Origin of the sequence: Streptomyces sp. NPDC002232 (genome assembly GCF_042890295.1) — a bacterium.
In the GTDB taxonomy this organism is placed as follows: Bacteria; Actinomycetota; Actinomycetes; order Streptomycetales; family Streptomycetaceae; genus Streptomyces.
The window spans coordinates 1,093,712-1,118,998 of the sequence record NZ_JBIARV010000001.1 but is presented as its reverse complement, the minus strand read 5'-3'; the positions used below and the strand labels follow the sequence as shown (position 1 = coordinate 1,118,998).

At 71.3% G+C, this 25,287-nt stretch carries 23 protein-coding genes; 20 read left to right on the top strand and 3 right to left on the bottom strand.

The features are described 5' to 3' along the window. Nucleotide 1 precedes the first annotated feature (1 nt). The 3 genes from ACFYXU_RS05155 (at nt 2) to ACFYXU_RS05145 (ending at nt 2,802) form a co-directional block, all read left to right on the top strand. Nucleotides 2–601 carry a hypothetical protein gene (locus ACFYXU_RS05155; protein ID WP_376507426.1) on the top strand — a complete coding sequence of 200 codons (600 nt, stop codon included), beginning with the start codon at nt 2–4 and terminating at the stop codon, nt 599–601. 125 nt (nt 602–726) lie between these two features. Further along, nucleotides 727–1,422 carry a demethylmenaquinone methyltransferase gene (locus tag ACFYXU_RS05150; RefSeq protein WP_376507427.1) on the top strand — a complete coding sequence of 232 codons (696 nt, stop codon included), beginning with the start codon at nt 727–729 and terminating at the stop codon, nt 1,420–1,422. A 93-nt stretch (nt 1,423–1,515) separates the two neighbouring features. Then, nucleotides 1,516–2,802 carry a geranylgeranyl reductase family protein gene (locus tag ACFYXU_RS05145; RefSeq protein ID WP_361393128.1) on the top strand — a complete coding sequence of 429 codons (1,287 nt, stop codon included), beginning with the start codon at nt 1,516–1,518 and terminating at the stop codon, nt 2,800–2,802. On the opposite strand, the gene ACFYXU_RS05140 is transcribed toward ACFYXU_RS05145, so the two are convergent. Next, nucleotides 2,768–3,760, bottom strand: a complete 993-nt coding sequence (locus tag ACFYXU_RS05140) for a helix-turn-helix domain-containing protein (RefSeq protein WP_376507429.1) — start codon at nt 3,758–3,760, stop codon at nt 2,768–2,770. The two genes, ACFYXU_RS05145 and ACFYXU_RS05140, sit on opposite strands and share 35 nt — an antisense overlap. Before the next feature lie 104 nt (nt 3,761–3,864). Between ACFYXU_RS05140 and ACFYXU_RS05135 the strand changes: the two genes are divergently transcribed. Next, a complete protein-coding gene (locus ACFYXU_RS05135; RefSeq protein ID WP_389407503.1) occupies nt 3,865–4,746 on the top strand; it encodes an NAD(P)-dependent oxidoreductase in 882 nt (293 codons plus the stop codon). A gap of 82 nt (nt 4,747–4,828) precedes the next feature. Here ACFYXU_RS05135 and ACFYXU_RS05130 read toward each other — a convergent pair whose 3' ends face one another. Continuing rightward, a complete protein-coding gene (locus tag ACFYXU_RS05130) occupies nt 4,829–5,713 on the bottom strand; it encodes a C40 family peptidase (protein WP_389407502.1) in 885 nt (294 codons plus the stop codon). 669 nt (nt 5,714–6,382) lie between these two features. Between ACFYXU_RS05130 and ACFYXU_RS05125 the strand changes: the two genes are divergently transcribed. From ACFYXU_RS05125 to ACFYXU_RS05050, 16 genes are all read left to right on the top strand, one after another. Further along, entirely contained in the window at nt 6,383–6,742 is a 360-nt protein-coding gene (locus ACFYXU_RS05125; RefSeq protein ID WP_019888619.1) for an NADH-quinone oxidoreductase subunit A, read from the top strand. A 17-nt stretch (nt 6,743–6,759) separates the two neighbouring features. Continuing rightward, nucleotides 6,760–7,314: an NADH-quinone oxidoreductase subunit B family protein gene (locus ACFYXU_RS05120; protein ID WP_030318842.1), complete on the top strand. Its 555-nt coding sequence runs from the start codon at nt 6,760–6,762 to the stop codon at nt 7,312–7,314. Continuing rightward, a complete protein-coding gene (locus ACFYXU_RS05115; RefSeq protein WP_389407501.1) occupies nt 7,311–8,042 on the top strand; it encodes an NADH-quinone oxidoreductase subunit C in 732 nt (243 codons plus the stop codon). The genes ACFYXU_RS05120 and ACFYXU_RS05115 overlap by 4 nt, the downstream gene beginning before the upstream one ends. Continuing rightward, nucleotides 8,042–9,364 (top strand): NADH-quinone oxidoreductase subunit D, encoded by a 1,323-nt coding sequence (locus ACFYXU_RS05110; RefSeq protein WP_376507433.1) that lies wholly within the window; start codon nt 8,042–8,044, stop codon nt 9,362–9,364. The genes ACFYXU_RS05115 and ACFYXU_RS05110 overlap by 1 nt, the downstream gene beginning before the upstream one ends. Then, nucleotides 9,361–10,101, top strand: coding sequence for an NADH-quinone oxidoreductase subunit NuoE (gene nuoE / locus ACFYXU_RS05105; RefSeq protein ID WP_376507434.1), 741 nt, complete (start codon nt 9,361–9,363; stop codon nt 10,099–10,101). The genes ACFYXU_RS05110 and nuoE overlap by 4 nt, the downstream gene beginning before the upstream one ends. Further along, nucleotides 10,098–11,450 (top strand): NADH-quinone oxidoreductase subunit NuoF, encoded by a 1,353-nt coding sequence (nuoF, locus tag ACFYXU_RS05100; RefSeq protein WP_361393138.1) that lies wholly within the window; start codon nt 10,098–10,100, stop codon nt 11,448–11,450. Before nuoE ends, nuoF begins: the two co-directional genes overlap by 4 nt. Continuing rightward, a complete protein-coding gene (locus ACFYXU_RS05095) occupies nt 11,447–13,930 on the top strand; it encodes an NADH-quinone oxidoreductase subunit G (protein WP_376507435.1) in 2,484 nt (827 codons plus the stop codon). Before nuoF ends, ACFYXU_RS05095 begins: the two co-directional genes overlap by 4 nt. Next, complete coding sequence (nuoH, locus tag ACFYXU_RS05090; RefSeq protein ID WP_389407500.1) at nt 13,927–15,288, top strand: NADH-quinone oxidoreductase subunit NuoH; 1,362 nt, start codon at nt 13,927–13,929, stop codon at nt 15,286–15,288. The genes ACFYXU_RS05095 and nuoH overlap by 4 nt, the downstream gene beginning before the upstream one ends. Continuing rightward, on the top strand, nt 15,263–15,859 hold the full coding sequence (nuoI, locus tag ACFYXU_RS05085) for an NADH-quinone oxidoreductase subunit NuoI (protein WP_189800459.1): 597 nt from the start codon (nt 15,263–15,265) through the stop codon (nt 15,857–15,859). The genes nuoH and nuoI overlap by 26 nt, the downstream gene beginning before the upstream one ends. After that, on the top strand, nt 15,856–16,683 hold the full coding sequence (locus tag ACFYXU_RS05080; protein WP_329851166.1) for an NADH-quinone oxidoreductase subunit J: 828 nt from the start codon (nt 15,856–15,858) through the stop codon (nt 16,681–16,683). The genes nuoI and ACFYXU_RS05080 overlap by 4 nt, the downstream gene beginning before the upstream one ends. Beyond that, nucleotides 16,680–16,979 carry an NADH-quinone oxidoreductase subunit NuoK gene (nuoK, locus tag ACFYXU_RS05075; RefSeq protein WP_017239464.1) on the top strand — a complete coding sequence of 100 codons (300 nt, stop codon included), beginning with the start codon at nt 16,680–16,682 and terminating at the stop codon, nt 16,977–16,979. The genes ACFYXU_RS05080 and nuoK overlap by 4 nt, the downstream gene beginning before the upstream one ends. A gap of 10 nt (nt 16,980–16,989) precedes the next feature. Continuing rightward, a complete protein-coding gene (gene nuoL / locus ACFYXU_RS05070) occupies nt 16,990–18,882 on the top strand; it encodes an NADH-quinone oxidoreductase subunit L (protein WP_361393144.1) in 1,893 nt (630 codons plus the stop codon). Between the two features lie 5 nt (nt 18,883–18,887). Further along, on the top strand, nt 18,888–20,468 hold the full coding sequence (locus ACFYXU_RS05065) for an NADH-quinone oxidoreductase subunit M (protein WP_389407499.1): 1,581 nt from the start codon (nt 18,888–18,890) through the stop codon (nt 20,466–20,468). Then, a complete protein-coding gene (gene nuoN, locus ACFYXU_RS05060) occupies nt 20,465–22,114 on the top strand; it encodes an NADH-quinone oxidoreductase subunit NuoN (RefSeq protein ID WP_389407498.1) in 1,650 nt (549 codons plus the stop codon). Before ACFYXU_RS05065 ends, nuoN begins: the two co-directional genes overlap by 4 nt. Nucleotides 22,115–22,242: 128 nt before the next feature. Next, entirely contained in the window at nt 22,243–23,163 is a 921-nt protein-coding gene (locus tag ACFYXU_RS05055; protein WP_389407497.1) for a helix-turn-helix domain-containing protein, read from the top strand. Between the two features lie 41 nt (nt 23,164–23,204). Then, nucleotides 23,205–24,029 (top strand): carbohydrate-binding protein, encoded by an 825-nt coding sequence (locus ACFYXU_RS05050; RefSeq protein WP_329851160.1) that lies wholly within the window; start codon nt 23,205–23,207, stop codon nt 24,027–24,029. A 3-nt stretch (nt 24,030–24,032) separates the two neighbouring features. Here the strand turns inward: ACFYXU_RS05050 and fahA are convergent, their stop codons facing one another. Beyond that, entirely contained in the window at nt 24,033–25,259 is a 1,227-nt protein-coding gene (fahA, locus tag ACFYXU_RS05045; RefSeq protein ID WP_389407496.1) for a fumarylacetoacetase, read from the bottom strand. Nucleotides 25,260–25,287 lie beyond the last annotated feature (28 nt).

The window sequence follows — 25,287 nt, the reverse complement described above, 5'->3', positions numbered from 1 at the left end:
CGTGCTCACCCTCCACGCCGCCGAGGCGTCCCCGGAGACCGCCGTCCTCGTCGACGGCGCCCGGATCGCCGCCGTCGGCCCGTACGAGGAGCTGGCCGAGGCGCACCAGGACGCCCGGCTGCGCCGCTGGCCGGGCATCCTCACCCCCGGCCTGCTCAATCCGTACGCCCCCGAGCTCCTGGAGCGGACCTACCACCCGGACCCGCGCGAGGCCGACACGTACGGCACCGCGCCGGTCACGGGGGAGCGGGCCGCGGAGATCCTCCGCGCCGACCCCGCCCGGCTCGGCGCGAGCGCCCGGCGCGGGGTCCAGCGGATGCTGGCGCACGGCACGGTCGCCGTCGCCGGGGAGCTGCGCACCCGGGGCGCCCTGGACGCGGTGCGCCGCGCGGGTCTCGCGGTCGGCCGGCGCCCCGAGGTCCTCCCCGGGCCCCCGGCGCTGTCGCCCACGCCCCTGATCCTGCTCCCGCGCCTGGCTCCCGGCGGCGCGGCCCGCTTCGCGGTCTTCGACGTCGCGGACACGGCGGAGCTGGTGCGCCGGGGGGCGTCGACGTGCGTGGCGACGGTGATCGACGGCCGACTGGTCCACCGGTCGCGCTGACGCCCGAGCGGTCGGGTCCTCGTGACGCCCGGCGCGGCTCCGGGCGGGCCCGCTCCGGACGGCCGGGGTCCGCCTGCCAGAATGGGCGGATCCGTCCGCACCCGATCTTGCGAGGCCGAACGCCGGTGACCCGAGCATCCCTGGACAAGCAGCCGCACGAAGTCGCCTCCATGTTCGACGACGTGGCGGCCAACTACGACCTGACCAACGACGTGCTCTCGCTCGGCCAGGACCGGCGCTGGCGCAAGGAGGTCGCCCGGGCGGTCGACGCGCGCCCCGCGCAGAAGATCCTCGACCTCGCGGCCGGCACGGCCACCTCCTCGCAGCCCTTCGCGCGGGCGGGGGCGTACGTCGTCCCGTGCGACTTCTCGCTCGGCATGCTGAAGGTCGGCAAGAAGCGGCACCCCTGGATGCCGTTCACCGCGGGCGACGGCATGCGGCTGCCCTTCAGGGACGACGTCTTCGACGCCGTCACCATCTCCTTCGGGCTGCGCAACATCCAGGACACCGAGCAGGCGCTCCGCGAGCTGTACCGGGTGACGAAGCCCGGCGGGCGGGTCGTGATCTGCGAGTTCTCGCACGCCACCTGGGCGCCCTTCCGGACGGTCTACGAGGAGTACCTGATGCGGGCCCTGCCGTCGGTGGCGCGCGCGGTCTCCTCCAACCCCGACGCGTACGTGTACCTCGCCGAGTCCATCCAGTCCTGGCCGGACCAGCCCACGCTCGCGGGCCTCCTGCGCGAGGCCGGCTGGTCGGACGTGGCCTGGCGGAACCTGACCGGCGGCATCGTCGCCCTGCACCGCGGCTTCAAGGCGGAGTAGCCACCGCCCCTCGGGCCGCCCCTCCGGCCCGGCCCGCACCGCCCGTCCTAGACTTCCCTACGTCCTCTTCGCCGACCTTTCGGGAGACCCGCCGTGACCGAGAAGCCCCTCTCCGAGCACAGCGCTGACGTGATCGTCGTCGGGGCGGGCCCGGCCGGCTCCACCACCGCCTACTACCTGGCCAAGGCCGGACTCGACGTCCTGCTCCTGGAGAAGACGGCGTTCCCCCGCGAGAAGGTCTGCGGCGACGGCCTCACCCCGCGCGCCACCAAGCAGCTCGTCTCCATGGGCATCGACATCTCCGAAGAGGCCGGCTGGCTGCGCAACAAGGGCCTGCGGATCATCGGCGGCGGCGTGCGGCTCGAACTGGACTGGCCCGAGCTCGCCTCGTACCCGGACTACGGACTCGTCCGCAAGCGCGACGACTTCGACGAGCAGCTGGCCCGCCAGGCGCAGAAGGCCGGTGCCCGGCTGTACGAGCGCTGCAACGTCGGCGCGCCGGTCATCGACGACCGCACGGGCCGGATCACCGGTGTCCACGCGAAGCTGGGCGAGGAGAAGCGCGAGGTCACCTTCCACGCCCCGCTCGTGGTCGCGGCCGACGGCAACTCCACCCGGCTCTCCGTGGCCATGGGCCTGCACCGGCGCGAGGACCGCCCGATGGGCGTGGCGGTGCGGACGTACTTCACCAGCCCCCGCCACGACGACGACTACCTGGAGTCCTGGCTGGAGCTGTGGGACCGGCGCGGCGCGCAGGACCGGCTGCTGCCCGGCTACGGCTGGATCTTCCCCATGGGCGACGGCACGTCCAACGTCGGCCTCGGCATCCTCGACTCGTCCTCCGCCTTCAAGGAGCTGGACTGGCGCGAGGTCCTCAAGGCCTGGTGCGCCTCCATGCCGGAGGACTGGGGCTACACCCCGGAGAACATGACGACGCCGATCCGGGGCGCCGCCCTGCCGATGGCCTTCAACCGGCAGCCGCACTACACCAGGGGCCTGCTGCTCGTCGGTGACGCGGGCGGTCTCGTCAACCCGTTCAACGGCGAGGGCATCGCCTACGCGATGGAGTCGGGCCAGATCGCGGCCGACGTCATCGTGCAGGCGCACGCCCGCGCGACCCCGGCCCAGCGCGAGCTGGCCCTGCGGAACTACCCGCAGGTCCTCAAGGACACCTACGGCGGCTACTACACGCTGGGCCGCGCGTTCGTGAAGCTCATCGGCAACCCGAAGATCATGAAGCTGGCGACCCAGCGCGGTCTGAGCCACCCGCTGCTGATGAAGTTCACGCTGAAGATGCTGGCCAACCTCACCGACCCGACGGGCGGCGACGCGATGGACCGCATCATCAACGGCCTCTCGAAGGTGGCCCCGAAGGCCTGAACGCCCGGCGGTAGTCGGTCGGGGACACCCCGACCGCGCGGGTGAAGTGGCGGCGCAGATTGGCCGCCGTACCGAGTCCGGTGCGGTCGCCGATCTGCTCCACGGGCAGGTCGGTCGACTCCAGGAGCGTCTGCGCGCGGGCCACCCGCTGCCGGAGCAGCCACTGCAACGGGGTGGTGCCGTGGGCCTCCTGGACCCGCCGGTGGAAGGTCCGCGGGCTCAGCCGGGCCCGTCGGGCGAGCAGGTCGACGGTCAGCGGCTCGGCCAGGTGCTCGGTGGCCCACTGGAGGACCGGTCCCAGGCTGTCCTCGTCGCTCGGCGGCACGGGCGCCTCGATGAACTGGGCCTGGCCGCCCGCGCGGTGGGCCGGCACGACCAGGCGCCGGGCGAGCTGCCCGGCGACGCCCGCGCCGAGGTCCTTGCGCACCAGGTGCAGGCAGAGGTCGAGGGCGGCGGTGGCCCCGGCGCTGGTGAGGACCGTGCCCTCGTCGGTGTAGAGCACCGAGTCGTCGACCAGGACCCCGGGGTGACGGGCGGCCAGCTGGCCGGTGTGCTGCCAGTGCGCGGTGGCCCGGCGTCCGTCGAGGAGTCCGGCGGCGGCGAGCGCGAAGGCGCCCGTGCAGAGGGACACCATCCGCGCCCCCGAGGCGGCCGCGGCGCGCAGCGCGGCCACGAGCTCGGCCGGGACCTCCTCGCCGTCCTCGACGACGGCGTCGGGGACGGACGGCACGATGACGGTGTCCGCGCCGACGAGCCCCTCCAGACCGTGGGAGGTCCGCACCGAGAACACCCCGGTTCCCGCCTCGCCGCACAGACGCAGCTCGTACCAGGGGTCGGCGAGGTCCGGCTGGGGGTTGCCGAAGACGGCGCAGGCGATGGCGAGCTCGTACAGCTCCCACAGGGACGTGCCGGTCCGGCGGTCCGGCACGACGGCGATGGCGACGACTCCGGGACTCATGTCCGCGACCCTATGCCGACCGGCCGAGATGCGGGCAGGAATTTTGCGCCCGTGGTCAGTCCTGCCACTGTCGGCGGGGTGCCGCCGCTGCGAGCGTGGACGCCATGAACGCACAGCACCCCACCACCACGACCACCGTCTCCGTCCTCGGCCTCGGGCAGATGGGCGCGGCGCTCGCCGCCGCCTTCCTGGCGGCCGGCCACCCCACCACCGTCTGGAACCGCACGCCGGAGAAGGCCGACGCCCTCGTCGCCGGAGGCGCGGTCCGCGCGGCCGGCGTCGCCGAGGCGGTCGCCGCGAGCGAGCTCGTCGTGGTCTGCGTCCTCGACTACCCGGCGGTGCGCGAACTCCTCGACCCGGTCGTGGAGTCGCTGCGCGGACGGGTCCTCGTCAACCTCACCAGCGGCTCGCCCGAGCAGGCCCGCGAGAGTGCCGCGTGGGCCGCCGGACACGGCGTCGGCTATCTGGACGGCGGCATCATGACGACCCCGCCGGGGGTCGGCGACAGCGCGAACATGATCCTGTACGCGGGCGGGCCGGAGCTGTTCGCGGCGCACCGCGCGACGCTCGCCGTGCTCGGCGACCCGATCGACCTCGGTCCGGACGCGGGTCTCGCCTCGCTGTACGACGCCGGGCTCCTCGGCCTCATGTGGTCGGTCTTCGGCGGCTGGCTGCACGCCACCGCCCTCGCCGGCGCGGACGGGGTGCCGGCCCGGGACTTCACGGCGCTCGCCACCCGCTGGCTGTCGACGGTCTCCTGGTTCATGACGGGGTACGCGGAGCAGATCGACGCGGGGGAGTACCCGGGATCGGACGCGACGATCGACGTCCAGGTGGCGACCATCGGCCATCTGCTCCACGCGGGCGAGGTGCGGGGCGTCGACGGGCGGCTGCCGAGGCTGCACCTGGAGCTGATGCGGAGCGCGGTGGAGGCGGGTCACGGCGGCGACAGCTACGCCCGGATCATCGAGGTCTTCCGGAAGTAGGACGAAACGCCCCCGTAGGGGCGGAAAAGGCGAAAGCCGTCACTCCCCCGAGGAGTGACGGCTTTTCACCGTGAAGGCGCAATCAGAGGATGCGGACCGCGCCGGAGGGCGTGTCCCAGTCCATCGTGTGCTCGACGACACCGGTGGAGGGGTTCTGGGCGCCGACGTACTTGCCGCCGCCGACGTAGATCGCGACGTGGTACGAGCCGCTGCGGCTGCCCCAGTAGAGGACGTCGCCGGGCTGGAGGTCGCTCAGCGAGACGGAGGTGCCCATGCTCGACTGCTCGTACGAGATGCGGGGCAGGTCGATGCCGGCGGCCTTGTAGGCGGCCTGCACGAGGCCCGAGCAGTCCCAGGAGTTCGGGCCGGTGCCGCCGGAGACGTACGCGTCGCCGATCTGGGCCCTGGCGAAGGCCACGATCGCGGCGGCGGAGCCGGAGGGGGCCTGCGTCTGCGAGTCGCCCTGCGAGGCGCCGGAGCCGCCGTCCGAGGACGAGGAGCCGCCGTCGTCCGACGTGCTCGTGCTGGTGAGCTGGGTGCGGACGGAGTCGCGGGAGGCGCGCTCGCGCTCCGCGGCCTCCTTGCGCTCCTGCTCGGCCTTGAGGCGGGCCTTCTCGGCGCGCTCGGCCGCGGCCTTGCGCTCGGCCTCGGCCTTGGCCTTCTTGGCCTCCTTGGAGGCGGTCTGAAGGGCCGCGTCCTCGCGGGACCGCAGGTTCTGGTCGAGGGCCTCCTGCTGGGAGGCCTCGGCGGACGCGGCGACGGCACTGGCGATGCCGGTGACGCCGTCGAGGGAGCCCAGGGTGGGCATTTCGATGGTCTCGGTCACCGGCTCGGCATTCGCCGGCCCGGCAGCACCGGCCACCGCGATGGTGCCGAGGACGCCACCGGCAACTCCGGCGCGGAGCGCGAGCTTCGAGGCGCTGCGGCGGGGCTTCCGGTGGCTGGGTATGTGAGCGGTGTGGGACATGGGAACAACCGCTATCAGGGCATCAGGGTTCCCTTCAAGAAACGTGGGTTGCGCCACAGTTACGTTCGGAACCCGTGAATCCGCTTCCGTGGCAGCCTTATTGACGCCGTAACGGGCAAATCGGGCATGGGTCATCCGGCCCTTGATCACGGGTTTTCATTGAAAAGCCCGAATTGCCCGACGCTTACCACCTCTTGACACCGATGGCCAAGCTCTCTTCTTTTGGGGCTCATGTGAAGTGACGCAGGTCACACCCGCGTCTCGCGGGAGCTCGTGAAAGCGCGCACGTGTCCACCTCCGTACGCCGAACCCCCCGACCGGGCGACGGGCGGATCCTTTATCACCCGGGTCCGTCCACCGCCAATTTGCTTGTACTGGCCAACACTTGATAGTGCGACACCCCCTCCGAACAGCGATTTCCGGTCCGGATGTCACATCTGGTGATCACCTGGGTGCTTCGCGCAACAAGATCACCGCTCATCCGACTTCATGATCCTTCGTCAGGTGGCGGAGATCACAAAGTCCTTGCTGTACCCCGTGTCGCAGATCACAGAGGGGCAGGCATAAGATGCGGGGCAGCCGGGCTTGTGAACTGCCTCACATGGGGGCGATCTTTCACGCCCGGCGGTGCGGTCCAACGGTCAAGGACGACTGGAAGGAGCGAGGAGCGTGAATGCGTACGCGCCCGTCCTCGTGCTCGGTGCCCTGGGTGCGGGGTTTGCGATCTTCTCCGTGGTCATGGCCACGCTTATCGGGCCAAAGCGGTACAACAGGGCAAAGCTTGAGGCGTACGAGTGCGGCATCGAACCGACGCCCACTCCCGCCGGAGGCGGTCGCTTCCCGATCAAGTACTACCTGACGGCGATGCTCTTCATCGTCTTCGACATCGAGATCGTCTTCCTCTACCCCTGGGCCGTCACCTTCGACGCCCTGGGGCTTTTCGGGCTCGTGGAGATGCTGCTCTTCGTGCTCACCGTCTTCGTCGCCTACGCGTACGTGTGGCGGCGCGGCGGCCTGGAATGGGACTGAGGGGCTGAGGGGCACCTATGGGACTCGAAGAGAAACTCCCGAGCGGCTTTCTGCTGACGACGGTCGAACAGGCCGCGGGCTGGGTGCGCAAGGCGTCCGTGTTCCCCGCGACCTTCGGCCTCGCCTGCTGCGCCATCGAGATGATGACCACCGGAGCCGGCCGGTACGACCTGGCCCGCTTCGGCATGGAGGTCTTCCGCGGCTCGCCGCGCCAGGCCGACCTGATGATCGTGGCCGGCCGGGTCAGCCAGAAGATGGCGCCCGTCCTGAGGCAGGTCTACGACCAGATGCCCAATCCCAAGTGGGTCATCTCCATGGGCGTCTGCGCCTCCTCGGGCGGCATGTTCAACAACTACGCGATCGTGCAGGGCGTCGACCACATCGTGCCGGTCGACATCTACCTGCCCGGCTGCCCGCCTCGTCCGGAGATGCTCCTGGACGCGATCCTCAAGCTCCACCAGAAGATCCAGTCCTCCAAGCTCGGCGTGAACGCCGAGGAGGCGGCCCGTGAGGCGGAGGAGGCGGCGCTCAAGGCCCTGCCGACCATCGAGCTGAAGGGTCTGCTCCGGTGAGTGACGAAACCCCCAACCCCGAGAAGGACCAGGGCGGGCAGAACCTGCCGGGCCAGCGCGGGGACCACGGCGAGGAGGTCCGCGTCCAGCGCGGCATGTTCGGCGCGAACAACGGCGGGGACACGTCCGGCTACGGCGGCCTCGTCCGCTCCGTCCGGCTCCCCGGCCCGGCCGCCCGCCCCTACGGCGGCTGGTTCGACGAGGTCGCCGACGAGCTGGAGGGCGCCCTGGAGGAGCAGGGCCTCCTCCCGGAGAACGCGATCGGGAAGACGGTCGTCGACCGGGACGAGCTCACCTTCCACGTCGAGCGCGAGCACCTGGTCCGCGTGGCCCGCACCCTGCGCGACGACCCGGCGCTCCGCTTCGAGCTCTGTACCGGCGTCTCCGGCGTCCACTACCCCGGCGACAAGGGCCGCGAGCTGCACGCCGTCTACCACCTGCGTTCGCTGACCCACGGGCGGCTGATCCGCCTGGAGGTCTCCGCCCCGGACGGCGACCCGCGCATCCCGTCGCTCGTCGCCGTCTACCCGACGAACGACTGGCACGAGCGCGAGGCGTACGACTTCTTCGGCATCGTCTTCGACGGCCACCCCGCCCTCACCCGGATCATGATGCCGGACGACTGGCAGGGCCACCCGCAGCGCAAGGACTACCCCCTCGGCGGCATCGCCGTCGAGTACAAGGGCGCCCAGATCCCGGCTCCGGACCAGCGGAGGTCGTACAGCTGATGTCCACCGAACACGCGTCTCCGCGGGAGACCACAGAGGGCGCCGTCTACACGGTGACCGGCGGCGACTGGGAAGAGGTCGTCCAGTCCGCCGCGAAGGCCGACGACGAGCGCATCATCGTCAACATGGGGCCCCAGCACCCGTCCACCCACGGCGTGCTCCGGCTCATCCTGGAGATCGACGGCGAGACCGTCACCGAGGCCCGCTGCGGCATCGGCTACCTCCACACCGGCATCGAGAAGAACCTCGAGTTCCGGACCTGGACGCAGGGCACCACCTTCGTCACGCGCATGGACTACCTCACCTCGTTCTACAACGAGACGGCGTACTGCCTCGGCGTGGAGAAGCTCCTCGGCGTCACCGAGCAGATCCCGGACCGCGCCAGCGTCATCCGGGTCCTGCTCATGGAGCTCAACCGGCTCTCCTCGCACCTGGTGTGCATCGCCACCGGCGGCATGGAGCTCGGCGCCACCACGATCATGATCTACGGCTTCCGGGACCGCGAGATGATCCTGGACCTGTACGAGCTGATCACCGGGCTCCGCATGAACCACGCGTTCATCCGCCCCGGCGGCCTCGCCCAGGACCTCCCGCCCGGCGCCGTCGACGCCGTGCGCGAGTTCGTGAAGACGATGAAGAAGAACCTGCCGGAGTACGACAAGCTCGCCACCGGCAACCCGATCTTCAAGGCCCGCATGCAGGACGTGGGCTACCTCGACCTCACCGGCTGCATGGCCCTCGGCGCCACCGGACCGATCCTCCGGTCGGCGGGCCTCCCGCACGACCTGCGGAAGACCGACCCGTACTGCGGCTACGAGAACTACGACTTCGAGGTCCCGACCGCCGACAGCTGCGACTCCTACGGACGGTTCCTCGTCCGCCTGGAGGAGATGCGCCAGTCCCTCCGCATCGTCGAGCAGTGCCTCGACCGCCTGGAGCCCGGCGCCGTCATGGTCGGCGACAAGAAGATCGCCTGGCCGGCCCAGCTCGCCCTCGGCACCGACGGCCTGGGCAACTCCACCGACCACATCGCGAAGATCATGGGCACCTCCATGGAGGCCCTGATCCACCACTTCAAGCTGGTCACCGAGGGCTTCCGGGTCCCCGCCGGACAGGCCTACGCCGCCGTGGAGTCGCCCAAGGGCGAGCTCGGCGTCCACGTCGTCTCCGACGGCGGCACCCGCCCCTACCGGGTCCACTTCCGCGACCCGTCCTTCACCAACCTCCAGGCCATGGCCGCGATGTGCGAGGGCGGCCAGGTCGCCGACGTCATCGTCGCCGTCGCCTCCATCGACCCCGTGATGGGAGGCGTCGACCGATGACCGACCAGATCAGCCTGGGCATGCCCCAGCTCCCCGCCCCCGCCTACCCGGCGGACGTCCGCGCCCGCCTGGAGGAGGACGCGAGGGAGATCATCGGCCGCTACCCGGACTCCCGCTCCGCGCTCCTGCCGATGCTGCACCTCGTGCAGTCGGAGGAAGGCCACGTCACCCGCACCGGCATGCGGTTCTGCGCCGAGCTCCTCGGCCTGACCACCGCCGAGGTCACCGCCGTCGCCACCTTCTACACGATGTACCGGCGCAAGCCCTCCGGCGACTACCAGGTGGGCGTCTGCACCAACACGCTCTGCGCGGTCATGGGCGGCGACGCCATCTTCGAGGAGCTCAAGCAGCACCTCGGCGTCGGCAACGACGAGACCACCGAGGACGGCACGATCACCCTCGAACACATCGAGTGCAACGCCGCCTGCGACTTCGCACCCGTCGTGATGGTCAACTGGGAGTTCTTCGACAACCAGACGCCCGAGTCCGCCAAGAAGATGGTCGACGACCTGCGGGCCGGACGCACCGTCGAACCCACCCGCGGCGCCCCGCTGTGCACCTTCAAGGAGACCGCCCGCATCCTCGCCGGCTTCCCCGACGAGCGCCCCGGCGCCGTCGCGGCCACCGGCGGCGCGGGCCCCGCCTCGCTCGTGGGCCTCCGACTCGCCAAGGGCGAGCAGCCGCACCACCGAATCGTCCACCCGCGCGGTGAGACCTCCGGTCAGGAGGGGGAGTGATGACCTTGGCCGCCGAGATCAACAACAGCAGCCCCGAGAAGCTGCTCGCCCCCGTCCTCTCCGCCTTCTGGGACCAGCCCGAGTCCTGGACCCTGGAGACGTACGAGCGGCACGAGGGATACCGGGGGCTCCGCAAGGCCCTCGCGATGAGCCCCGACGACCTCATCGCCTACGTCAAGGAATCCGGCCTCCGCGGACGCGGCGGCGCCGGCTTCCCCACCGGCATGAAGTGGCAGTTCATCCCGCAGGGCGACGGCAAGCCGCACTACCTCGTCGTCAACGCCGACGAGTCCGAGCCGGGCACCTGCAAGGACATCCCCCTCCTCTTCGCCAACCCGCACTCCCTCATCGAGGGAATGATCATCGCCTGCTACGCGATCCGCTCCGAGCACGCGTTCATCTACCTGCGCGGCGAGGTCGTCCCCGTCCTGCGCCGCCTCCACGAGGCGGTCCGCGAGGCCTACGCGGCCGGCTACCTCGGCCGGAACATCCTCGGCAGCGGCCTGAACCTCGAACTGACCGTGCACGCCGGCGCCGGCGCGTACATCTGCGGCGAGGAGACCGCCCTGCTCGACTCGCTCGAAGGCCGCCGCGGCCAGCCCCGGCTGCGGCCCCCCTTCCCCGCGGTCGCCGGTCTGTACGCCTGCCCCACCGTGGTGAACAACGTCGAGTCCATCGCCTCCGTTCCCGCGATCCTGAACAAGGGCAAGGACTGGTTCACCTCGATGGGCAGCGAGAAGTCCCCCGGCTTCACGCTGTACTCGCTCAGCGGGCACGTCGCCACGCCCGGCCAGTACGAGGCGCCCCTCGGCATCACCCTGCGCCAGCTCCTCGACATGAGCGGCGGCATGCGCCCCGGCCACCGCCTCAAGTTCTGGACGCCCGGCGGCTCCTCCACCCCCATGTTCACCGACGAGCACCTCGACGTGCCCCTCGACTACGAGGGCGTCGGCGCCGCCGGATCCATGCTCGGCACCAAGGCCCTCCAGTGCTTCGACGAGACCACCTGCGTCGTCCGGGCCGTCACCCGCTGGACCGAGTTCTACGCCCACGAGTCCTGCGGCAAGTGCACGCCCTGCCGCGAGGGCACGTACTGGCTCGTCCAGCTGCTCCGCGACATCGAGGCCGGCAAGGGCGCGATGTCCGACCTCGACAAGCTCAACGACATCGCCGACAACATCAACGGCAAGTCGTTCTGCGCGCTCGGCGACGGCGCCGCCTCACCGATCTTCTCCTCGCTGAAGTACTTCCGCGACGAGTACGAGCAGCACATCACGGGCAAGGGCTGCCCCTTCGACCCGGCCAAGTCGACCGCCTGGGCGGACAACCACAAGGAGGTGACCGCATGACCGTCACCGAGTCCGGACCGGCGGGAGGCGGCAGCCCGGCCGTGCCGCCGGAGGACCTCGTCACGCTGACCATCGACGGCATCGAGGTCTCCGTCCCCAAGGGGACCCTGGTCATCCGCGCCGCCGAACAGCTCGGCATCGAGATCCCGCGCTTCTGCGACCACCCGCTCCTCGACCCCGCCGGCGCCTGCCGCCAGTGCATCGTCGAGGTCGAGGGACAGCGCAAGCCCATGGCCTCCTGCACCATCACCTGCACCGACGGCATGGTGGTGAAGTCCCAGCTGACCAGCCCCGTCGCCGAGAAGGCCCAGCACGGCGTGATGGAGCTGCTGCTCGTCAACCACCCGCTGGACTGCCCCGTCTGCGACAAGGGCGGCGAATGCCCCCTACAGAACCAGGCCATGTCCCACGGACAGGCCGAGTCCCGCTTCGAGGGCGTCAAGCGGACCTACGAGAAGCCCGTCCCGATCTCCACCCAGGTGCTGCTCGACCGCGAGCGGTGCGTCCTGTGCGCCCGCTGCACCCGCTTCTCCAACCAGGTCGCGGGCGACCCCATGATCGAGCTCATCGAGCGCGGCGCGCTCCAGCAGGTCGGCACCGGCGAGGGCGACCCCTTCGAGTCGTACTTCTCCGGCAACACCATCCAGATCTGCCCCGTCGGCGCCCTCACCTCGGCCGCCTACCGCTTCCGCTCCCGCCCCTTCGACCTGGTCTCCTCGCCGTCCGTCTGCGAGCAGTGCGCCGGCGGCTGCGCCACCCGCACCGACCACCGGCGCGGCAAGGTCATGCGGCGGCTCGCCGCCGACGACCCCGAGGTCAACGAGGAGTGGATCTGCGACAAGGGCCGCTTCGGCTTCCGCTACGCCCAGCAGCGCGACCGGCTGACCACCCCGCTCGTCCGGAACCAGGAGAGCGGTGAGCTGGAGCCCGCCTCCTGGCCCGAGGCCCTGGAGGCCGCCGCCCGCGGCCTCGTCCGCGGCCGGACCGGCGTCCTGACCGGCGGCAGGCTGACCGTCGAGGACGCCTACGCCTACGCCAAGTTCGCCCGGATCGCCCTCGACACCAACGACATCGACTTCCGGGCCCGGATCCACTCCGGCGAGGAGGCCGACTTCCTCGCCTCCGCCGTCGCCGGCCGGGGACGCGACCTGGACGGGTCGGGTGTCACGTACACCTCCCTGGAGGCCGCACCGGCCGTACTCCTCGTCGGCCTGGAGTCCGAGGAGGAGGCCCCCGGCGTCTTCCTGCGGCTCCGCAAGGCCTGGCGCAAGCACGGCCAGAAGACCTACGCCGTCGCCCCGTTCGCGACCCGGGGCCTGGAGAAGGCGGGCGGCACCCTGCTGCCCGCCGCCCCCGGCACCGAGACCGAGTGGCTCGACGCCCTCACCTCCCGGGTCGGCCTGTCCGAGGACGGCGCCGGCGCGGCCGAGGCCCTCCGCCAGGAGGGCGCCGTCCTCGCCGTCGGCGAGCGGCTCGCGGGCGTGCCCGGAGCGCTCACCGCCGCCCTGCGCGCCTCCGCCGCCACCGGCGCCCGCCTCGTCTGGATCCCGCGCCGCTCCGGCGAGCGCGGCGCCGTCGAGGCCGGAGCCCTCCCGGCGCTGCTGCCCGGCGGCCGGCCCGCCACCGACCCGCGCGCGCGTGAGGAGGTCGCCGCCGCCTGGGGCGTCCGCGAACTCCCGCACCGCTACGGCCGCGACACCGGCCAGATCGTCGAGGCCGCCGCCGCCGGAGAGCTCGGCGCGCTGCTCGTCGCCGGCGTCGAGGTCGCCGACCTGCCGGACCCGGCACGCGCGCGCGAGGCCCTCGACGCGGCCTTCGTCGTCTCCCTGGAGCTGCGGCCCGGGGAGGTCACCGACCGCGCCGACGTCGTCCTGCCCGTCGCCGCCGTCGCCGAGAAGCCCGGCACCTTCCTCAACTGGGAGGGCAGGGCCCGGATGTTCGAGGCCGCGCTGAAGCCCGAGCAGATGACCCGGCCCCTGGCGCCGACCGACGCCCGGGTGCTCCACATGCTGGCCGACGCCCTCGACGTCCACCTCGCCCTGCCCGACCTCCGGTCCGTGCGGCGGGAGCTGGACCGGCTCGGCGGCTGGACCGAGGAGCGGGCCTCCGAGCCCACCGCGCACGCCGTGCCCGCGCCCCGGCCCGGCGACGGGGAGGCCGTCCTCGCCGGACACCGCCTCCTCCTCGACCTCGGCAGGCTCCAGGAGGGCGACACCGCGCTGGCCGGCACCCGGCACGCCGCGGTCGCCCGGCTCTCCGCCGCCACCGCCGCCGACACCGGCGTCAAGGACGGCGACGTCCTGGAGGTGACCGGCCCCGCGGGCTCCACCGCCTTCCCGCTCCAGGTCACCGAGATGCCCGACCGCGTCGTCTGGCTCCCGCTGAACTCGGCCGGCCGAGGCGTCCTCTCCGACACCGGCGCCCACCCCGGCGACCTGGTCCGCATCGGCCCGGCGACCCCGCAGGAGGTGCAGGCATGACCACGCCGCTCGCCGCCGAAGACCTGTCCATGTTCGGTACGGACCCCTGGTGGCTCGTGCTGATCAAGGCCGTCTTCTGCTTCGCCTTCCTGATGGTCACCGTGCTCTTCTCCATCGTGTGGGAGCGCAAGGTCGTCGCCTGGATGCAGCTGCGCGTCGGCCCCAACCGGCACGGCCCCTGGGGCATGCTCCAGTCCCTCGCGGACGGCATCAAGCTGATGCTCAAGGAGGACGTGATCGTCAAGAAGGCCGACAAGGTCGTCTACGTCCTCGCCCCGATCATCGCCGCGATCCCCGCCTTCATGGCGATCGCCGTGATCCCCTTCGGCCCGGCCGGCGACGAGGTCTCGATCTTCGGCCACCGGACCGCGATGCAGCTCACCGACCTGCCGATCGCGATGCTGTACGTCCTCGCGGTCGCCTCCGTCGGCATCTACGGCATCGTCCTCGCCGGCTGGTCCTCCGGCTCCACGTACCCGCTGCTCGGCGGGCTCCGCTCGTGCGCGCAGATGATCTCGTACGAGATCGCGATGGGTGCGGCCTTCGCCTCCGTCTTCCTCTACTCCGGGTCGATGTCGACCTCGAAGATCGTCGAGGCGCAGGCGGACCGCTGGTTCGTGATCCTGCTGCCGGTCTCGTTCATCATCTACATCGTCACGATGGTCGGCGAGACGAACCGCGCCCCCTTCGACATGCCGGAGTCCGAGGGCGACCTCGTCGGCGGCTTCAACACCGAGTACTCGTCCATCAAGTTCGCGATGTTCATGCTCGCCGAGTACGTGAACATGGTGACGGTCTCGGCCGTGTCGGTGACGCTCTTCCTCGGCGGCTGGCGGGCCCCGTACCCGGTCTCCACCTTCTGGGAGGGCGCGAACCACGGCTGGTGGCCGATGCTCTGGTTCGTCATCAAGGTGCAGCTGTTGCTGTTCTTCTTCATCTGGCTGCGCGGCACCCTGCCCCGCGTCCGCTACGACCAGCTGATGAAGCTCGGCTGGAAGGTCCTCATCCCGGTCTCCGTGGTCTGGCTGATGCTGGTCGCCACCGTCCGCGCCCTGCGGAACGAGAACATCGCCTTCGCCGACATCGTGCTGTACGTGGCCGGCGCCGTGCTCGGGCTGCTGCTGCTGTCCTTCCTGGTCGACCTCTTCCGCGACCGGAGGGCGAAGGCGGCCGGGGCGGGCGCCGCGGAGGAGACCTCCTTCGACCCGATGGCGGGCGGCTTCCCCGTACCGCCCAAGCCCGGACAGTCCCTGCCGGCCGTGCCCCGGCGCAGGCCCCGGCGCGACCGGGACCTCGTTGTCAGTGGCGCCCCCGATACTGCTACTGCGAGTGATGGAAAGGAGACGGACGGTGTCTGACTTCCAGAATCCGGTGGCCGGCTTCGGCGTGACCTTCAAGGCCATGTTCAAGAAGCGGCTGACCGAGCAGTACCCGGAGCAGCAGAAGACGACGGCGCCCCGCTTCCACGGCCGGCACCAGCTCAACCGTCACCCCGACGGCCTGGAGAAGTGCGTCGGCTGCGAGCTGTGCGCCTGGGCCTGTCCCGCCGACGCCATCTACGTCGAGGGCGCGGACAACACCGACGAGGAGCGCTACTCGCCGGGCGAGCGGTACGGCCGCGTCTACCAGATCAACTACGCCCGCTGCATCCTCTGCGGACTGTGCATCGAGGCGTGCCCCACGCGCGCGCTGACCATGACGAACGAGTTCGAACTGGCCGACTCCTCCCGCGAGAACCTGATCTACACCAAGGAGCAGCTCCTCGCGGGCCTGGAGGAGACCATGGTCGACTCGCCGCACGCGATCTTCCCCGGCATGACCGAGCAGGACTACTACCGGGGCCTGGTCACCGAGGCCGCGCCCGGCACGGTCCGCCAGGTCGCCGTGTCCAAGGGGGAGAAGGGCGAGCCGGAGGGGGCGGACGCATGAGCGCGAACCTCGCGGCGTACACGACGTCCACCGGTGAGGCCTTCCAGTTCTGGGTCCTCGGCACCGTCGCCGTCGTCGGCGCGCTGTCCACGATCCTGATGAGGAAGGCCGTGCACTCGGCCCTCAGCCTCGCCGGGACCATGATCGTCCTGGCGGTCTTCTACCTCGCCAACGGCGCGTACTTCCTCGGCATCGTCCAGATCGTCGTCTACACCGGCGCGATCATGATGCTCTTCCTCTTCGTCGTCATGCTGGTCGGCGTCACGGCCGCGGACTCGCTGAAGGAGACCCTCAAGGGGCAGCGCTGGTGGGCCGCCGCCTGCGGCCTCGGCTTCGGCATCCTGCTGGCCGCCGGCATCGGCAACGCCTCGCTGTCGCAGTTCGCCGGACTCGGCGCGGCGAACAGCGCCCACGGAGGGAACGTCGAGGGCCTCGCCGCCCTCATCTTCACCAAGTACGTCTTCGCCTTCGAGATCACCGGCGCGCTGCTGATCACGGCGGCCGTCGGCGCGATGGTGCTCACCCACCGCGAGCGCACCGAGCGGGCCCGCACCCAGCGCGAGCTCTCCGAGCAGCGCGTGCGCGAGGGTTCGCACGTGCCGCCGCTGCCCGCCCCCGGCGTGTACGCCCGGCACAACGCCGTCGACGTCGCCGGACTGCTGCCCGACGGCACGCCGGCGGAGCTCACCGTCATGGGGACCCTGCGCAAGCGGGGCCAGATCCGGGACGTGTCCGCCGAGGCGATGGCCGACCTCAAGGCACTGGAGCAGCGCTCCGAGGAGCGGCTCGGCCGGAACCGGGACGAAGAGGAGGCCACCCGGTGAATCCCGTCAACTACCTGTACCTCGCCGCCCTGCTGTTCACCATCGGTGCGGCCGGGGTCCTGATCCGGCGGAACGCGATCGTCGTCTTCATGTGCGTCGAGCTCATGCTCAACGCCTGCAACCTCGCGTTCGTCACCTTCTCCCGCATGCACGGCAACCTCGACGGCCAGATCATCGCGTTCTTCACGATGGTCGTCGCCGCCGCGGAGGTCGTCGTCGGGCTCGCGATCATCGTGTCCGTCTTCCGTGCCCGCCACTCGGCCTCGGTCGACGACGCCAGCCTGATGAAACTGTGAGGGGCTGACCGTGGAAAATCTCATTGCGCTGCTCATCGGGGCGCCCCTGCTCGGCGCGGCGGTGCTGCTCCTCGGCGGGCGGCGGCTCGACCGGTACGGGCACTGGCTCGGCACGCTCCTCGCGGGCGTGTCGTTCGCGCTCGGCCTGGCGCTCTTCGCCGACATGCTCGGCAAGGGCGCGGACGACCGCGCCCTGCACCAGACGCTCTACACCTGGATCCCCGTCGAGGGCTTCCAGGCGGACATGGCCTTCCAGCTCGACCAGCTGTCGATGACCTTCGTCCTGCTGATCACCGGGGTCGGCACGCTCATCCACGTCTACTCCATCGGCTACATGGAGCACGACGAGCGCCGCCGCCGGTTCTTCGGCTATCTCAACCTGTTCGTCGCGGCGATGCTCCTGCTCGTCCTCGCCGACAACTACCTGCTGCTGTACTTCGGCTGGGAGGGCGTCGGCCTCGCCTCGTACCTCCTCATCGGCTTCTGGCAGCACAAGCCCAGCGCGGCCACCGCCGCGAAGAAGGCCTTCCTGGTCAACCGGGTCGGCGACATGGGCCTGTCGATCGCCATCATGCTGATGTTCACCACCTTCGGCACCTTCGCCTTCGGGCCGGTGCTCGCGGCGACCGACCAGGCCTCCGAGGGCAAGCTGACCGCGATCGGCCTGATGCTGCTCCTCGCCGCCTGCGGCAAGTCGGCCCAGGTGCCGCTACAGTCCTGGCTCGGGGACGCGATGGAGGGCCCGACCCCGGTCTCGGCCCTCATCCACGCGGCCACGATGGTGACCGCCGGCGTCTATCTGATCGTCCGCTCCGCCGACATCTTCAACGCCGCTCCGGACGCGCAGCTCGTCGTCACCGTCGTCGGCGCGGTCACGCTCCTCTTCGGTGCGATCGTCGGTTGCGCGAAGGACGACATCAAGAAGGCGCTCGCCGGTTCGACGATGTCGCAGATCGGCTACATGATCCTGGCGGCCGGGCTCGGCCCCATCGGCTACGTCTTCGCGATCATGCACCTGGTGACCCACGGCTTCTTCAAGGCCGGGCTCTTCCTCGGTGCCGGATCCGTCATGCACGGCATGAACGACGAGGTCGACATGCGCAGGTACGGCGGCCTGCGGAAGTACATGCCGGTCACCTTCGTCACCTTCGGCCTCGGCTACCTGGCGATCATCGGCTTCCCGGGTCTGTCCGGCTTCTTCTCCAAGGACAAGATCATTGAGGCGGCCTTCGCCAAGGGCGGCACCGAGGGCTGGATCCTCGGCGCGGTCACCCTGCTGGGCGCCGCCATCACCGCGTACTACATGACCCGCGTGATGCTGATGACCTTCTTCGGCGAGAAGCGCTGGCAGCCCGACGAGAAGGGCGAGCCGCCGCACCCGCACGAGTCGCCGAAGTCCATGGTGATCCCGATGGTGCTGCTCGCCGTCGGCTCGGTCGCCGCGGGCGCGCTCTTCGAGTTCGCCGGCTTCGTCGAGTGGCTGGAGCCGGTCACCGGCTTCGAGCACGGCCACGCGCCGATCAGCGCCGCGGCCGTCACCACCGCCACCGTCGTCGTCATGGTGGTCGGCGTCGGCCTCGCGTACCTCCAGTACGGCCGCAAGCCCGTCCCCGTGGTCGCCCCGCGCGGCTCGCTCCTCACCCGGGCCGCCCGCCGCGACCTGCTCCAGGACGACTTCAACCACGCGGTCTTCGTCACCGGCGGCACGCACCTGACGCGCTCGCTGGTCTACGTCGACCACAGCCTGGTCGACGGCGTCGTCAACGGCACCGCGGCCTCGGTCGGCGGACTCTCCGGCCGGCTGCGCAAGCTCCAGAACGGCTACGTCCGCTCGTACGCGGTCTCCATGTTCGGAGGTACGGCGGTGCTGATCGCCGCGACCCTGCTGATGAGGGCGGTGTAACGCTCATGTCCTTCCCGCTCCTTACGGCGACGGCAGCGGTGCCGGCGGTCGGTGCGATCCTCACCGCCGCCGTCCCCGCGGCCCGCCGCACCGCCGCCAAATGGCTGGCGCTGCTCGTCTCGCTGGCCACGCTCGTCCTGGCCGGGGTGGTCTGGGCCCGGTTCGAGCCCGGCGGCGACCGCTACCAGCTGGTCGAGTCCCACTCCTGGATCAAGGCCTTCGGCGTCCGGTACGAGCTCGGGGTCGACGGCATCGGGGTGGCGCTCATCGCGCTCACCGCCCTGCTGATCCCGTTCGTCGTCCTGGCCGGCTGGCACGACGCCGACCCGCTGGAGACCTCCTCGAAGCGGTGGCGGCCGACGCAGGGCTTCTTCGCCCTGATCCTCATGGTCGAGGCGATGGTGATCCTCTCCTTCGAGGCCACCGACGTCTTCCTCTTCTACATCCTCTTCGAAGCCATGCTCATCCCGATGTACTTCCTCATCGGCGGCTTCGGCGACCGCGCGCACAGCGGCTCCGACGAGAACGCGGCGGCCCAGCGCTCCTACGCGGCGGTCAAGTTCCTCCTCTACAACCTCGTCGGCGGCCTGATCATGCTCGCCGCCGTCATCGGGCTCTACGTGGTCGCGGGGAACTTCTCGCTCACCGAGATCGCCGAGGCCCGCGCCAACGGCTCCCTGGAGATGGCGACCAGCACCGAGCGCTGGCTGTTCCTCGGCTTCTTCTTCGCCTTCGCGGTGAAGGCGCCGCTCTGGCCGCTGCACACCTGGCTGCCGAACGCGATGGGCGAGGCCACCGCCCCGGTCGCCGTCCTCATCACCGCCGTCGTCGACAAGGTCGGCACCTTCGCGATGCTCCGCTTCTGCCTCGGCCTCTTCCCCGAGGCCAGCAAGTGGGCCACCCCCGCGATCGTCGTCCTCGCCCTGATCAGCATCGTGTACGGGGCGCTGGTCGCGGTCGGCCAGCGGGACATCAAGCGCCTGGTCGCGTACGCGTCGATCTCGCACTTCGGCTTCATCATCCTGGGCATCTTCGCGATGACCACCCAGGGCCAGTCGGGTGCCACGCTCTACATGGTCAACCACGGCATCTCGACGGCCGCGCTGATGCTCGTCGCCGGCTTCCTGATCTCCCGGCGCGGCTCGCGGCTCATCGCCGACTACGGCGGTGTCCAGAAGGTCGCCCCGGTCCTCGCCGGCACCTTTCTGATCGGCGGTCTCGCGACCCTGTCGCTGCCCGGACTCGCTCCGTTCGTCAGCGAGTTCCTGGTCCTGGTCGGCACCTTCGCCCGGTATCCGGTGGCCGGGATCATCGCCACCACCGGCATCGTCCTCGCCGCGCTCTACACCCTCGTCCTGTACCAGCGGACGATGACCGGGCCGGTGAAGGAGGAGGTGCGGGCGCTGCCCGACCTGAAGGCCCGTGAACTGGCCGTGGTCGTCCCGCTGATCGCCGTCCTGATCTTCCTCGGGGTCTTCCCGAAGCCGCTGACGGACGTGGTCAACCCGGCCGTGGAGCACACCATGTCCGACGTCCGGCAGACGGACCCCCAGCCCCAGATTCAGAACGTGGAGGCGGCCAAGTGAGCCCCATGGCTGTCCACAGCTTGTGGACGAACGCTGCCGAACCGCTGGACAAGATCCCGGCGCCCCACATCGAGTACACGCAGCTCTCGCCCGTGCTCATCGTGCTCGGCGCCGCGATCGTCAGCGTCCTCGTCGAGGCCTTCGTGCCCCGCCGGGGCCGCTACCACAGCCAGGTGTTCCTGTCGGTCCTCGCGCTCGCCGCCGCCTTCGCCGCCATCGTCGGCCTCGCGGCGGGCGGTTACGGCTCCACCAAGGCCCACATCGCGGCCATGGGAGCCATCGCCGTCGACGGACCCGCGCTCTTCCTCCAGGGCACCATTCTCCTCGCCTCCCTGGTGGCGATCTTCACCTTCGCCGAGCGCAGGCTCGACCCGGCCGACCACGGCCACAAGGTCGACTCCTTCGCCGCCGAGGCCGCCGCCGTCCCCGGCAGCGACCACGAGAAGGCCGCCGTCAAGGCCGGTTTCACCACCACCGAGGTCTTCCCGCTCGCGCTCTTCGCGATCGCCGGCATGCTGGTCTTCCCGGCCGCCAACGACCTCCTGACGCTCTTCGTCGCCCTGGAGGTCTTCTCCCTCCCGCTGTACCTGCTCTGCGCCGTCGCCCGCCGCAAGCGGCTGATGTCGCAGGAGGCGGCCGTCAAGTACTTCCTGCTCGGCGCCTTCTCCTCGGCCTTCCTGCTCTTCGGGATCGCCCTGCTCTACGGCTACGCGGGCTCCGTCTCGTACGCCACCATCGCCCGCGTCGTCGACGGCTCGATCGGCGCCGTCGACCCGGCGCTCGCCGACACCATGGGGAACGACGCGCTGCTCCTCATCGGCTTCGCCATGGTCCTCATGGGGCTGCTCTTCAAGATCGGCGCCGTGCCGTTCCACATGTGGACCCCGGACGTCTACCAGGGCGCCCCCACCCCGGTGACCGGCTTCATGGCGGCCGCCACCAAGGTCGCCGCCTTCGGTGCGCTGCTCCGCCTGCTCTACGTGGTGCTCCCCGGGCTCACCTGGGACTGGCGCCCGGTCATGTGGGGCGTCGCCGTCGTCACCATGCTCGGCGGTGCGGTCGTCGCCATCACCCAGACCGACATCAAGCGCCTCCTGGCCTACTCGTCGATCGCGCACGCGGGCTTCCTGCTCGCCGGTGTCATCGCGGCCACCCCGAGCGGCATCTCGTCCGTCCTCTTCTACCTGGGGGCGTACTCCTTCGTGACGATCGGCGCCTTCGCCGTCGTCACCCTGGTCCGGGACGCGGGCGGCGAGGCCACCCACCTGTCCAAGTGGGCCGGTCTCGGGCGCCGTTCGCCGCTCGTCGCGGCGGTCTTCGCGGTCTTCCTGCTCGCCTTCGCCGGCATCCCGCTGACCTCCGGCTTCGCCGGGAAGTTCGCGGTCTTCAAGGCGGCGGCGGAGGGCGGCGCGGGCGCGCTCGTCGTGGTCGGTGTGATCTCCTCGGCGATCGCCGCGTTCTTCTACATCCGGGTCATCGTGCTGATGTTCTTCAGCGAGCCGAAGGCGGACGGCCCCACGGTCGCCGTGCCCTCCGCCCTCACGGGCATCACGATCGCGGCGGGCGTCGCGGTCACCCTGGTCCTCGGCCTCGCCCCGCAGTACTTCCTGGACCTGGCGAATCAGGCGAGCGTGTTCGTCCGGTAGGGCGGACCGCGCGCGCGAAGGGGCCCGGCTCGGGGGCGAGCCGGGCCCCTTCGCGGTCCTGACACGGCGCGCCCGGCGTGGCATCGTGGACGCGCCTATTGGTCTGTACCTCTTGGGGAGGGGGTCCTGTGCGCGGGACCACGGTCTTACCCGGGGCGCCCAGCGCCGTGCCCCGCGAAGGAGAGCCGCCGGTGCACCGGCTGGAACTGCGACGCCCCGGCCAAGTGCCCTTCGCCGCCGGGGGATTCGACGCCATGGGCCCGATGTCCCGGGCCGACTATCCGCACCGCCACACCTTCTACGAGATCGTGCACGTCGTGGAGGGCACGGGCACCCACGTGCTCGACACCGAGCGCCACCCCGTCCGGCCCCCGCAGCTCGGCGTCATCCTGCCCGGCCAGGTGCACCGCTGGGAGGGCGTGCGCGGACTCGAAGGGTCGCTGGTGCTGTTCACCCCCGAGTTCCTGATGGGCGGGGCGGCCGACGAGGAACTGCTCCGGCGGCTGGGCGACCGGCCCTGGGTGGACCTCGACCCGGCCGCGCACGAGCGGACCTCCCGGCTGATGGAGGAGCTGGCCGAGGAGTACCGGAGCGGCGACGACGGCTTCGCCGGGGTGCTCCGGTCGCTGCTGCACGTGCTCCTGGTCCGGGCCGCCCGGATGCCGGGCGAGCGGACCGCGTCCGCCCCGCCGCGGGGGCTCGCCGGGGAGTTCCTGGCCCTCGCCGGCCGGGCCGCCGCCGAGGGACTGTCCGTGCGGGAGTGCGCCGGGCGGCTCGGGGTGTCGGCGGGGCACCTGAACGAGGCCGTGCGGGGCGCCACCGGCCGGACGCCCGCCGCCCTGCTGCGGGAGTCCCGGGCCCGCGAGGCGCAGCGGCTGCTGGTCTCCACGCGGCTCTCCGTGCGGCAGGTGGCCGCACGCGTCGGGTTCGACGACCCCGCCTACTTCTGCCGCTTCTTCCGCCGCGAGGTCGGACGCAGTCCGGGCGACTTCCGAAAACACCACGACCGCCCGCTTCCGTCCCTCGAAGGCGGCGCCGGGGCCTCGTAGGTTCGTGCCGATCCCAGCCCCCCACCCGAGGAGCCAGGCACATGGACAGCGAGACCAGCACCGGGCACGTCACCCGCAAGACCGTGCTGCGGGCCGCCGTCGCGGCCGGCATGGCCGTGCCCGCCGTACTCATGGGCGTCCCCGCCCTCGCCCGGACCCTGACCGACGGCGCGGCGCCCCTCGACCTCACCCCGGACTGCGATGACGGCGACGACCCCACCCCGCCGCAGATGGAGGGGCCCTACTTCAAGCCCGCCTCCCCGCAGCGCAGCAGCCTGCTGGACGGCCCCGGCACCCGGCTGACCGTCAGCGGCTACGTCTTCGGGCGGGCCTGCCGGCCGATATCCGGCGTCCTGCTGGACTTCTGGCAGGCCGACACCAACGGCGCCTACGACAACACCGGGTTCAAGTTCCGCGGGCACCAGTTCACCGGCGCCGACGGCGGCTTCAAGCTCACCACGATCGTCCCCGGGCTCTACCCGGGCCGCACCCGGCACCTCCACGTCAAGGTGCAGGCGCCCGGGCGGCCCGTGCTCACCACGCAGCTGTACTTCCCGAACGAGCCGAGGAACAACACCGACTCGCTCTTCGACGCCCGGCTGCTGATGACCGTCCGGGACGGCGGCGGCGGCCGGGAGGCCGCCTTCGACTTCGTGCTCGACGTCCCCCAGGACCCGGGCCCGACGCCGACGCCGACCGCGACCCCGACCACCGCCCCGCCCGGCGGCACCTGGACCGCCGGCCGGGCGTACCGGCCCGGGGACGCCGTCACCTACGGCGGCCGGGGCTATGTGTGCCTCCAGACGCACACGGCCCAGGCCGGCTGGGAGCCGCCGAACGTCCCGGCCCTCTGGCGGGCCGTCTGACGCTCAGGCGGAGGGCACGACCCGGCCCCGGACCTCGCCCAGGGTGACCCGGGTGCCGTCCGGGCCCGGAGCCCACGCCGTGAGGACGACCTCGTCGCCGTCCTCCAGGAACGTCCGCTTGCCGCCCGGCAGTTCGAGGGCGTCACGGCCGTTCCAGGTCAGCTCCAGGAGCGAGCCGCGCTGGTTCACCTCGGGCCCGGAGACCGTGCCGGAGCCGTACAGGTCGCCCGTGCGGAGCGAGGCGCCGTTCACCGTCATGTGGGCGAGCTGCTGGGCCGCCGTCCAGTACATCGAGGAGAACGGCGGCTCGGCCACCACCTCGCCGTTGATCTCCACGGAGATCCGCAGGTCGAAGCCGCCCGGCTCCTCCTCGGCCGTGTCGTCCAGGTACGGCAGGAGGGGGAGGTCCCGGGCGGGCGGGGCGGTGCGGGCCGCGTCCAGGGCCTCCAGGGGCGTCACCCACGCCGAGACCGAGGTCTGGAACGACTTGCCGAGGAACGGGCCCAGCGGCACGTACTCCCAGGCCTGCACGTCCCGCGCCGACCAGTCGTTGAGCAGCGTCAGACCGAAGACGTGCTCCCGGAAGTCCGCCAGCGGGACCGGCTTCCCGAGCTCCGAGGGGGTGCCGACCAGGAAGCCGACCTCCGCCTCGATGTCCAGCTTGACCGAGGGGCCGAAGACCGGGGCCGGGTCGGAGGGGGCCTTGCGCTGCCCCGAGGGGCGTACGACATCGGTGCCGGAGACCACGACGGTGCCCGCCCGGCCGTGGTAACCGATGGGCAGGTGCTTCCAGTTGGGCGTCAGGGCGTCCCCGTCGGGACGGAAGATCCTCCCCACGTTCGTCGCGTGGTGCTCGCTCGCGTAGAAGTCGACGTAGTCCGCGACCTCGTACGGCAGGTGCAGCGTCACCGCGTCCAGCGGGTGCAGCAGCGGCTCGATGTCCGCGCGGTGCGCGGGCACCGTCACCCAGGCCGTCAGCGCCCGGCGGACGTCGCGCCAGGCGGTCCGGCCGGCCGCGAGCAGCGGGTTGAGGCTCGGCTGCGCGAGCAGCGACGCGTACGGGGAACCGAGCGCGTGCGCCGCGGCACCGGCGTCCAGGACGTGCCCGCCGACGCGGACGCCGAGCCGGCGCCGCCCGGGCTCGTCGGCGGTGGAGAAGACGCCGTACGGGAGGTTGTGCGGGCCGAAGGGATCGCCCTCGGCCAGGTCGAGCGGGCTGTGCTCGGACATCGGTGCGTGCCTCGCTTTCCACGGGTGT